We start from the raw sequence: 9,874 nt of genomic DNA, 5'->3' as shown, positions 1-9,874 counted from the left end.
TACGCCGAGGGCCGCCCCGCGCACATCCCGGAGGCGCCGACCCACGCGTCGCTGGTCGAGAAGGCCCGCGTCGCCGGCACGCTGACCGAGCACCGCACCGTGGGCGTCGACGACGTCACCGGCCAGTCGCCCTACGAGGCCGCCCTGAAGGGAGCCAACTGACATGTCCCACCTCCTCGTCATCAGCGCCGGCATGGGGACGCCGTCCAGCTCCCGCATGCTCGGCGACCGCCTCGCCGAGGCCACCGTCAAGGCCATGACCGCCGGCGGCACCCCGACGCCGGAGGTCAAGGTCCTCGAGCTGCGCGACCTCGCGGTCGACCTGGCCACCTACTACTCCTCGCACGTCCCGACCAAGACGCTGCAGGCGGCGTTCGACCTGGTCGGCACGGCGTCCGGCGTCATCGCCGTCAGCCCCGTGCTGAACGCGGGCGTGAACGGCCTGTTCAAGCTGTTCTTCGACCTGCTGGACGAGGGCGTGCTCAAGGGGCGTCCGGTCCTCATGGCCGCCACCGGCGGCACGGCCCGGCACAGCCTGGCGATCGACCAGACCATGCTGCCGATGTTCTTCTACCTGAAGGCCGCCGTCGCGCCGACCGGCGTGTTCGCCGCCACCGACGACTGGGGCACCAGCGAGTCCGGCCTCATGCGCCGCGTCCAACGCGCCGGGACCGAGTTCGCCGAGCTCATCGCGAAGAACCCGGCCGCCGACTACGCCGACGAGTTCGCCAACGTCCCCGACTTCGCGAGCCTGTTGGGCGGCTGACGCCGGGGTCAGGGTGCACAATGTGCCCATGACAAGCAACGACGCGGGGGGTCGTTCCGTGCTGCCGAGGCATCCGCTGGTGCGCGGGGTGCTGGTGGTCAGCGTGCTGATCATCGCGGTGGGCCTGGCGCTGCGCACGCTCGCCGACGCCGGCTACCTTCTCGGCGCGATCCTCGTGCCGATGGCGCTGTCGGTGCTGTTCACCGGCCTGCTCATGCCGTTGCAGGTGCTGCTCAACCACAAGCTGAAGCTGCCGCGCTCGCTGGGCGCCCTGCTCACGGTGCTCATCGCGTTCGCGGTGGTCGTCGGGGCGCTGTGGATCGCGGGCACCCAGTTGGCCGGCGGCATGGGCGAGATCGTCGACGTGTTCGGCGCCCAACTCGCCCAGCTGCGGGACCTCGCCATCGCCGCCACCCCCCTCACCGAGGCCCAGGTCGACGACCTGGTCGGCCAGGCGACGACTTGGCTGCAGGAGAACCAGTCCGGCATCGCCCAGGGCGCGCTCGGCGCCGGGGTCGGCGTGGCCGGGTTCCTGGTCTCGGCGGTGCTGGCCATGGTGGCCACGTTCTTCTTCCTCGCCCAGGGCGACCGCATCGCGGCCGCCCTTGTCGTGCTGCTGCCCGAGCACCTGCACCGCGAGGCGTGGCAGGCGGCCCGCCGCGGGTGGGTCACGCTCGGCACCTACTGCCGCACTCAGCTGCTCGTCGCCGCCGTGGACGCCGCGGGCATCGGCCTGGGCGCCCTCCTCCTCGGCGTGCCGTTCGTGATCCCGATCATCGCGATCACGTTCATCCTGTGCTTCATCCCCTTCGTGGGGGCCGTGGTCTCCAGCGCGGTCGCCGTCGCGATGGCGCTGGCGTTCCAGGGGCCCGGGGTGGCGCTGCTGATGCTGCTCGTGTGCATCCTCGTGCAGCAGCTCGAGGCGAACGTGCTCAGCCCGATCCTCATGGGCAAGGCCGTCGACGTGCACCCGCTGCTCATCCTGCTGTCGGTCGCCGGCGCCACCTACATCCTCGGCCTGGTCGGCGCCCTGTTCGTCGTGCCGGTGATCGCCACGATCAAGAGCATGGTGCTGTACCTGAACGGCTCCGACCCCTTCCCGGGCCTGGGCAAGGGCGGGCGCGCGCTGCTGACCCCGCCCAAGACCCTCATCGGCCCGCGCGAACCCGTGCGCAACCCGCGCCGCGTCGGCGACGCCACCCCGCGCTGGCTCGTCGAGGAGCAGGCCGAGCAGGAGGCCGCCCTCGAGCAGGAGGAGCGCCGCGGGGGCTCGACCCGCGCCTGAGCCCTTGCCCGTCAGTTGGCGTGCGCGATCAGCTTGTCGTAGACGACCTGGAACCGCTCCATGCGGCGCTGGTAGTAGCCCAGTCGGTCGGGGTGCGGGAGGAACGGCTCCCCGCGCGGCGCCGCGGCCGGCGTCACGCCCGGGGCGAGCACCGGCAGCGTGTGCAGGGCCGTCCCGCGCAGCGTCGACCGCTTGAGGGTGAGCGGCGTGACGGGCACGCCCGCGGCGTCCGCGATCGCCTGCATCAGGCCGGGCTGGTCGGCGGTGACCCGGCCGGTCGCGATGATCTCGGTGGGGCGTCCGGCGACCGTGACCAGGTCGCGCAGCATGCGCACGTACGACAGGGCCACCCCCTCGATCGTGGCCCGGTAGAGGTCGGACGCCGTGGTGGCGGCCGACACCCGGTGCAGCACCGCGCGGGCCTCGCCGACCCAGCCGGTGGACCGCTCGCCGGAGAACCACGGCAGTACGACGGGCAGGCCGGGCACCGGGTCCGAGACCACCAGTTCGGCGAGCTCGGCGGCGGGCGGCAGGCGCAGGGTCTCCTCGAGCCAGGTCACGGCGCGGCCGACGTCGTTGAGCGCGCCGCCCAGGATCGAGGACGTCTCGTCGATCCGGTTGCACCACAGCCCGCGGGGCAGGTTGTCGAGGTCGCCCGCCACCAGCACGCGCATGGCGCCCGAGGTGGCTGCGGACAGCACCATCGTCGAGGAGTCGACCGAGCCGGCCCCGATCGACTGGCTGTGGCCGTCGGAGATCGGGGCGAACCAGACGGCGTCGGCCAGCACGGGCCAGGTTCCGCCGACCGCCGTCACCGGGGTGAGCGGCGCCGAGGGTGGCGCGATGGGGGAGAGCTCCTCGACGTCGACGCCGACCAGGTCGAGGAGGGTGGCGTCCCACGTGCCCTCGCGGCGGTTGAGCATGCCGGTCCACGCGGCGGTCGACGTGCCGGCGGCCGTGGTGCCGATGATGCGCAGCCACGCGTACTCGCCGAGGCTCATCCACTGGCGCACCCGCTCGAACGTGCGCGGGTCGGTCTGCTTCAGCCACAGGAACCGGCTCGGCAGGTAGCCCGTGTGCTGGCGGGTGCCGGTGCGCTGCTGGGTGTCGTCCTCGTTGAGGATGCTCTTGAGGTAGTTCACCTGCGCCGAGGAGCGGCTGTCGGCGTAGGTGTAGCAGGGGGTGATGGCCGCACCCGCGGCGTCCACCCCGACCAGGGAGGACGCGAACGTGTCGATGGCGACCCCGTCGATGGGGTGGGGGAACCCCTCGACCACGGCCGAGATCACCTGCCGCACCTCGGCGGTGACCTGGTCGGGATCGATGGTGGAGGTGCCGTTGGCGATGGTGGTGAACGCGTGGCCGACCTTGGTGCGGTGGCCCTTCACCGGGCGGGCGTGCGCGTCGAAGATGCCGGCGCGCGTGCCGGTCGAACCCACGTCGATGGCGAGGACGAAGGGGGCCCGGGCCTCGTCCAGGCGGGTGGTCAGCGATGCCGTCATGTGCAGCTCCCGGTTGAGGAATGCACCCACGCTAGGCCAGTCGCGCCCCCGCCGTGGCGAAACCTCGCACCTACGATGGGCCCATGCCCGATCCCTCGGCCGACCAGCCGCCCGTCGACCGCCGCGAGGCCGCCCGCCGCATGGCCGACCTGGCCGCCTCCGCGCGCCGCAGTGAGGCCCAGGCGGCCCAGGTCCTGATCGATGATTTCCTGGTCGCCGTCCGGGCGAGGGGGATCGCCCCCGAGCGGCTGGTCGCCACGCAGCTCGACGGGCGGCAGGTCCGCACCGACAAGACCGGCTGGTACGTCAACCGCAAGCGCAGCATCGCGATCGGGGAGCAGGGGGAGTGGTACGTGCTGACCGTGCCGTCCTCGACGTTCGGCCGCTTCACCGGGGTGAAGCTTGAGGCGTCCCCGCCCGAGATGGTGGTCGGTCGCGGCGGTCGTGACGGGGAGAGCGGCGACCTCGCCGACTTCCTCGCCCGGGTGCTCGACCCCGACAGCGCCTGAAACGGCGCCGAGGAGCTGCGGCACCCCAACCTGCAGCTCCCCGGGCAATTCTGAGAGTAAGGTGAGAAACTGGCCTCGCGCAACGCTGCCGGTCCGGTTGCGATAACGATTTGTTAACCCTCTCCACATGGTCAGGAACCGCTCGGCCCTGATGGAGAAATTTCGGGGCTGACAACACCGGCCGCCGCCCGGACAACACCTCGGACAACACCCGCCCGACAGGCTCGCCGGCATGACGTGCACCGGCCTCTCCCGCACCGTGACCGCCCTCAACGATGAGTGGTCGACCCTCGCCGACGAACCGGCTCCGCTGAGCTGGCGGGCGGTCCCCGCGCTGCCCCTCGGCACCCTCGGCGACGTGCTCGCCGGCGTGCGGTCGGCGCCCGACACCGTGCTCCTGGCGCTGCTCGGGCTCCAGGCGGAGGGGGACGCGCTGGCCGGCCGCGTGGTCGTGCAGGCGATGCTGCCGAAGATGATCCTGATGGCGGTGCGCGACGACGGCGCCGACGTCGACGACTACCTCGCCGCCCTGTGGGTGCGGGTGGCCACCTACCCGGTCGCGCGGCGTCCGCGACGGGTGGCGGCGAACCTGGCCCTCGACACCCTGAAGTCGGTGAAGGCCACCCGTCCGCGGGCGGTCATGGCCCTGCCCGGCGGCCCGGTGCCCGACCCGCTGGCCGACGCGACGACGGTGCTGGACGCCGGCGTCCGACTCGGTGCCATCGACGGCCTCACCCGCCGCACGCTGGAGGTGGTCTACGTGGACGGCCGCTCCAGCAGCGCGGCGGGGGCGGTGCTGGGGATGTCGGCCGAGACAGTCCGCTGGCGGTGCTCCAAGGGGGTGCGGGCGCTGCGCGCCGTCGCGCACGAGCTGACCGACCTGCTGGCCGGGTGACGTGACCGCGGGCTCAGCGCCCGGCGAGGCCGTTCTCGTACGCGAACAGCACCAGCCCGACGCGGTCGCGGGCCTGCAGCTTGGTGAGCAGCCGCCCGATGTGGGTCTTGACGGTGCCCTCGGCCATGTACAGGTTCTGGGCGATCTCGGCGTTGGTGGCCCCCGTCGCGACCTCGAGCAGCACCTCGCGTTCGCGCTCGGTGAGCAGCGCGAGGCGGGGGTCGTGCTCGCCCGGCGTGGGCGACAGGGTCGGCGCCACGTGGTCGAGCAGCCGGCGGGTGGTCGAGGGGGCGACGACGGCGTCGCCGGCGGCCACATTGCGGATCGCGTTCAGCAGGTCGACCGGGCGCGCGTCCTTGAGCAGGAAGCCGGACGCCCCGGCCTTCAGTGCGGCGAACGCGTACTCGTCCAGGTCGAAGGTGGTCAGCACCAGCACCTTGGTGCCCAGCCGCGCCTCGACGATGCGCCGGGTGGCCTCGACGCCGTCCATCACCGGCATGCGGATGTCCATGAGCACGACGTCGGCCGGGTCGGCCAGCAGGGCGCGGACGGCCTGGGCGCCGTCGGGCGCCTCACCGACGACCTCGAGGTCGTCCTCCGAGTCGATCAGCATGCGGAAGCCGCTGCGCACCAGCGCCTGGTCGTCGGCCAGGAACACGCGGATGGCCATGGGTCAGCTCCTCCTCGCCGGGGCGGGCGTGTTGTCGCGGAAGGGGATCGAGGCGGTCACGCGGAACCCCGGCCGCCCGGCCAGGGGCCCCGCCTTCAGCGTGCCACCCATCGACGTGACGCGCTCGTACATGCCGCGCAGGCCGTTGCCGCCGCCGTCCGTCGGGTTCTCGATGCCCTCGCCGTCGTCCACCACGTCGACCGTCAGCGCGTCGCGGCCGTAGTCGAGCGTGACCAGCGCGTGCGCGCCCGGGCCGGCGTGCTTGAGGAAGTTCGTCAGCGCCTCCTGCGTCACCCGATAGATCGTCAGCGACAACGCCTGCGGGACGGTGAAGGGGGTGCCGTTGACGACCAGACGGGCCCGGTCGGAGGTGCGGTGCACGAGGTCGGGGATGTCGTGCAGCGTGGGCATCGGGGCGTAGTTCGGCGGCTCGGCGGCGCCGGGGTCGGAGCGCAGCACCCCGACGATGCGGCGCATCTCGTGCAGGGCCTCGCGGCCGGTCTCGGCGATGGTGTCGAGGGCCTCGGCGGCCGCCTCGGGCTTGCGCGTGGCCGCGGCCCGCCCGCCCTCGGCCTGGACGATCATGACCGACAGCGAGTGGGCCACGATGTCGTGCAGCTCGCGCGCGATCATCGCGCGGGTGGACGCCTCGGCGAGCTTGGTCTGCTGCTCCCGCTCGGCGAGCAGCAGGGTGTACCGCTCCTCGGCGGCCTGCACCTGCGCGGCGCGCGACTCGGCGACCTCGCGGGTGCGCCGGCCGATCGCGTAGGGGGTGAGCACCGCGCCCAGGCAGGCGCCCCAGAACAGGATGTCGGCGCTGGGGTTGTTGTCGAACCCCGCGAACCAGCGCATCGGGCCGAGCACCGACGCGAACGCGCCGATGACGATCACCGAGCGGGCCAGGTGGCCGGCCACCCAGCGGGCGACGCTGTAGGCGACGATGGGCACCGCGATCAGGGACGCCGTGGGCACCGGGATCAGCAGCAGCTGGAACACCCCCGCCAGCGTGCACAGCGCCAGCATCGCCAGCGGTGCGTGCCGCCGGAGCGCCAGTGGGAGGGTGAACGACGCCGACAGCGCGTACAGCGCCGAGTAGTCGATCGGGATGGTGAACAGGGTGATGTAGGGCACGATCGCGACCAGCGTCACGGAGACGGCGAGGATGCCGTCCGCGACCCAGTCCCGCTGGGACGCACCCGGCGGGAACAGCACATCGATCACGCTCATCGGGCCCAGCCTATTCGCGCCTACAATGGTGGCCGTGAGAGCGGTGCCCCTGGTCGTGTCGGCTCTCGCGTTGGGGGCGGCCGCCGTGCTGCGCAGCCGACGCGAGCGTCGTGATCGGGATGCCCGGGTGTGGGCCGCCGCCACCGACGCCCTCGCGGGCGAACCCCGGAGGGACGACGCATGAGCAGGCCTGGGCGCGCCATGGAGGAACCACGCCGGCGCCGGAACGGGTTCCTCACCTGGTTCTTCGCCGTCATCGGCATCGTCGTCGCGCTCGCGATGATGGTGGGCGGCTTCTACGTGTGGCGGATGTGGTCCACCGCGAGCGACATCGAGCGCACCAACACCTTGCTCCCGTCGGGGGAGACCGACGACCCCGAGCGCCCGGCCGCCGACGCGTCGGTGGAGGGCTCGTTCAACTATGTGCTGATGGGCAGCGACTCCCGCGGCGACGGCGACCGGGGGCGCAGCGACGTGCTGATGCTCGCCCACGTCCCGCCGACCCGCGACAAGGTCTACATCGTGTCCTTCCCCCGTGACATGTGGGTGCAGATCCCCGGGCGCGGGCAGGCCAAGATCAACGCCGCGTACGCCTACGGCGGCGAGGCGCTCGCGACCCGCACGCTCGAGTCGCTGGTCGGCGTGCGGATGGACCACGCCGCCAAGATCGACTTCGACGGCTTCATGGGGCTGACGACCCAGCTGGGCGGGGTCACGGTGGACAACAAGCACGCCTCCTCCGTGGGGGAGTACAGCTGGCCCAAGGGCGAGGTGACGATCCAGGGCGAGGAGGCGCTGACCTACGTCCGGCAGCGATACGGCCTGCCCAACGGCGACCTCGACCGGGCCGAGCGGCAGCGCGCGGTGGTCAAGGCGATCCTGATGAAGATGCTGACCCTCGACGTGCTCGCCAACCCGGTGAAGTTCAACGAGGTCATGGGCCAGCTCGGCCAGTACTTCACGGTCGACGAGGGACTGACCAACCAGGTGATCTTCTCAACGGCGACCAGCATGCGGGTGAACTCCGGCGACGACATCGTGATCCTGCAGGCGCCGATCTCCGGGTTCGGGACGTCGGGCGACGGCCAGTCGATCGACATCGTCAACGAGCCACAGCTCGCCGAGATGGCGCAGGCCGTGCGCACCGGGACCATGGCCGACTACGCGGCCAAGTACAAGGACCAGCCGCTGGCCGGGGGCCGCTGAGCCGCACCCGCGGCGTCCGGGACTGAACTGTTGAGGCACCCGCTGGCCTCCCGTAGCGACGGGCCCCTGCGTAGGGTTCCGGGCATGGATGAGCAGAGTCGCCCCTCCTCGCTGCACACGATGGGGCAGCAGCAGGACCGCCGCAGCTGGGCCGAGCCGTACAAGATCAAGGTCGTCGAGCCGCTGTACATGACCACGCGCGAGCAGCGCGAGAAGGCCCTGGCCAAGGCGGGGTACAACACCTTCCTGCTGCACAGCCGCGACGTGTACATCGACCTGCTGACCGACTCGGGCACCAACGCGATGAGCGACCGCCAGTGGGCCGGGATGATGGTCGGCGACGAGGCCTACGCCGGCAGCGAGAACTTCTACCACCTCGAGCGCACGGTGAAGGAGTGCTACGGCTACGAGTACCTCGTGCCCACCCACCAGGGCCGCGGCGCGGAGAACATCCTGAGCTCGGTGAAGATCAAGCCGGGCGACCACGTGCCGGGCAACATGTACTTCACCACCACGCGCTACCACCAGGAGGCCAACGGGGCCACCTTCCACGACATCATCGTGGACGAGGCGCACGACACCTCCTCGCTGGCCGAGTTCAAGGGCAACGTCGACCTCGACAAGCTGCGCCGCCTGATCGACGAGGTGGGCGCCGACAAGATCCCGTACGTGTGCGTCGCCGCGACGGTGAACATGGCCGGCGGGCAGCCGATCTCGATGGCGAACATGCGGGCGGTCCGCGAGCTGACCGCCGAGCACGGCATCGCGATCTACCTGGACGCCACCCGCGCGGTCGAGAACGCCCTGTTCATCCAGGAGCGCGAGGAGGGCTACGCCGACAAGCCGATCGCCGAGATCCTCAAGGAGTTCTGCTCCTACTCCGACGGCGCCACCATGTCGGGCAAGAAGGACCCGCTGGTCAACATCGGCGGCTGGCTCTCCACCAACGACCGCGAGGTCTTCGAGGAGGCCCGCAACATGGTCGTCGTCTACGAGGGCCTGCACACCTACGGCGGCATGGCCGGCCGCGACATGGAGGCCATGGCGATCGGCATCCGCGAGTCGCTCGACGACTCCTACATGAAGTCGCGCGTCGGCCAGGTGCGCTACCTCGGCATGCTGCTGGAGCAGTGGGGGATCCCGTTCGTGAAGCCCGTCGGCGGCCACGGCATCTTCCTGGACGCGCGCGGCTTCTACCCGCACCTGGACCAGGAGGAGTTCCCCGCCCAGATGCTCGCGGCGCAGCTCTACCTCGAGTCGGGCGTGCGGGCCATGGAGCGCGGCATCGTCTCGGCCGGTAGGGACGCCGTGACCGGCGAGAACCACAAGCCCAGGCTGGAGCTGGTCCGGCTCACCATCCCGCGCCGGGTCTACACCCAGGCGCACATGGACGTCGTGGCCGAGTCGGTCAAGGAGTGCTGGGACCACCGCGCCTCGGTGAAGGGGCTCGAGATGGTCTACGAGCCGCGCTACCTGCGCTTCTTCCAGGCCCGCTTCGAGCCGAAGGGCTGACCATGGCCGACGACCGCCCGACCGTCTACACGACCACCTGGTGCCCGTACTCGCGGTCGCTGGTCAACGACCTGCGGTACTTCGGGGTCGCGTTCGACGAGGTCGACGTGGACGCCGACGACGAGGCGGCCGACCTGGTCCGCTCCCTCAACGGGGGCGACCGGGTCGTGCCGACCGTCGTCTACCCCGACGGGTCGCACGACACCAACCCCGACGGTGCCGAGGTCGCCGGGAAGATGGGCCTGTTCGGCTCCGACCCCGAGTGATCCGGACGCCGCGGGCCTGCGCCGGTCGTGGCCGGG

At 71.6% G+C, this 9,874-nt stretch carries 11 protein-coding genes; 8 read left to right on the top strand and 3 right to left on the bottom strand.

Going from position 1 to position 9,874, the window contains the following annotated elements:
• Positions 1–163 precede the first annotated feature (163 nt).
• Complete coding sequence (locus H5397_RS14300; RefSeq protein WP_182818241.1) at positions 164–766, top strand: CE1759 family FMN reductase; 603 nt, start codon at positions 164–166, stop codon at positions 764–766.
• Between the two features lie 28 nt (positions 767–794).
• Positions 795–2,051: an AI-2E family transporter gene (locus H5397_RS14295; protein ID WP_182818240.1), complete on the top strand. Its 1,257-nt coding sequence runs from the start codon at positions 795–797 to the stop codon at positions 2,049–2,051.
• 11 nt (positions 2,052–2,062) lie between these two features.
• Here the strand turns inward: H5397_RS14295 and H5397_RS14290 are convergent, their stop codons facing one another.
• Positions 2,063–3,553 carry an FGGY family carbohydrate kinase gene (locus H5397_RS14290; RefSeq protein ID WP_182818238.1) on the bottom strand — a complete coding sequence of 497 codons (1,491 nt, stop codon included), beginning with the start codon at positions 3,551–3,553 and terminating at the stop codon, positions 2,063–2,065.
• 83 nt (positions 3,554–3,636) lie between these two features.
• Between H5397_RS14290 and H5397_RS14285 the strand changes: the two genes are divergently transcribed.
• Together H5397_RS14285 and H5397_RS14280 are read left to right on the top strand one after the other, a co-directional pair.
• Positions 3,637–4,062, top strand: coding sequence for a hypothetical protein (locus H5397_RS14285; protein WP_255438943.1), 426 nt, complete (start codon positions 3,637–3,639; stop codon positions 4,060–4,062).
• Positions 4,063–4,294: 232 nt separating this feature from the next.
• Entirely contained in the window at positions 4,295–4,957 is a 663-nt protein-coding gene (locus H5397_RS14280) for an RNA polymerase sigma factor (RefSeq protein WP_182818237.1), read from the top strand.
• Between the two features lie 13 nt (positions 4,958–4,970).
• Here H5397_RS14280 and H5397_RS14275 read toward each other — a convergent pair whose 3' ends face one another.
• Together H5397_RS14275 and H5397_RS14270 are read right to left on the bottom strand one after the other, a co-directional pair.
• Positions 4,971–5,627 (bottom strand): response regulator transcription factor, encoded by a 657-nt coding sequence (locus tag H5397_RS14275; protein ID WP_182818235.1) that lies wholly within the window; start codon positions 5,625–5,627, stop codon positions 4,971–4,973.
• A gap of 3 nt (positions 5,628–5,630) precedes the next feature.
• Positions 5,631–6,854: a sensor histidine kinase gene (locus tag H5397_RS14270; RefSeq protein WP_182818234.1), complete on the bottom strand. Its 1,224-nt coding sequence runs from the start codon at positions 6,852–6,854 to the stop codon at positions 5,631–5,633.
• Between the two features lie 34 nt (positions 6,855–6,888).
• Between H5397_RS14270 and H5397_RS14265 the strand changes: the two genes are divergently transcribed.
• From H5397_RS14265 to H5397_RS14250, 4 genes are all read left to right on the top strand, one after another.
• Positions 6,889–7,038: a hypothetical protein gene (locus tag H5397_RS14265; protein ID WP_182818232.1), complete on the top strand. Its 150-nt coding sequence runs from the start codon at positions 6,889–6,891 to the stop codon at positions 7,036–7,038.
• Complete coding sequence (locus H5397_RS14260; RefSeq protein ID WP_182818231.1) at positions 7,035–8,060, top strand: LCP family protein; 1,026 nt, start codon at positions 7,035–7,037, stop codon at positions 8,058–8,060. Before H5397_RS14265 ends, H5397_RS14260 begins: the two co-directional genes overlap by 4 nt.
• 84 nt (positions 8,061–8,144) lie before the next feature.
• Positions 8,145–9,572: a tyrosine phenol-lyase gene (locus H5397_RS14255; protein WP_182818230.1), complete on the top strand. Its 1,428-nt coding sequence runs from the start codon at positions 8,145–8,147 to the stop codon at positions 9,570–9,572.
• A gap of 2 nt (positions 9,573–9,574) precedes the next feature.
• Positions 9,575–9,838 (top strand): glutaredoxin domain-containing protein, encoded by a 264-nt coding sequence (locus H5397_RS14250; protein WP_182818229.1) that lies wholly within the window; start codon positions 9,575–9,577, stop codon positions 9,836–9,838.
• Positions 9,839–9,874: the final 36 nt, after the last annotated feature.

Origin of the sequence: Propioniciclava sp. MC1683 (assembly GCF_014164675.1) — a bacterium.
In the GTDB taxonomy this organism is placed as follows: Bacteria; Actinomycetota; Actinomycetes; order Propionibacteriales; family Propionibacteriaceae; genus Propioniciclava.
Note: the sequence above shows the minus strand (reverse complement) of the source record. Positions and strands in the feature narration are given on the sequence as shown.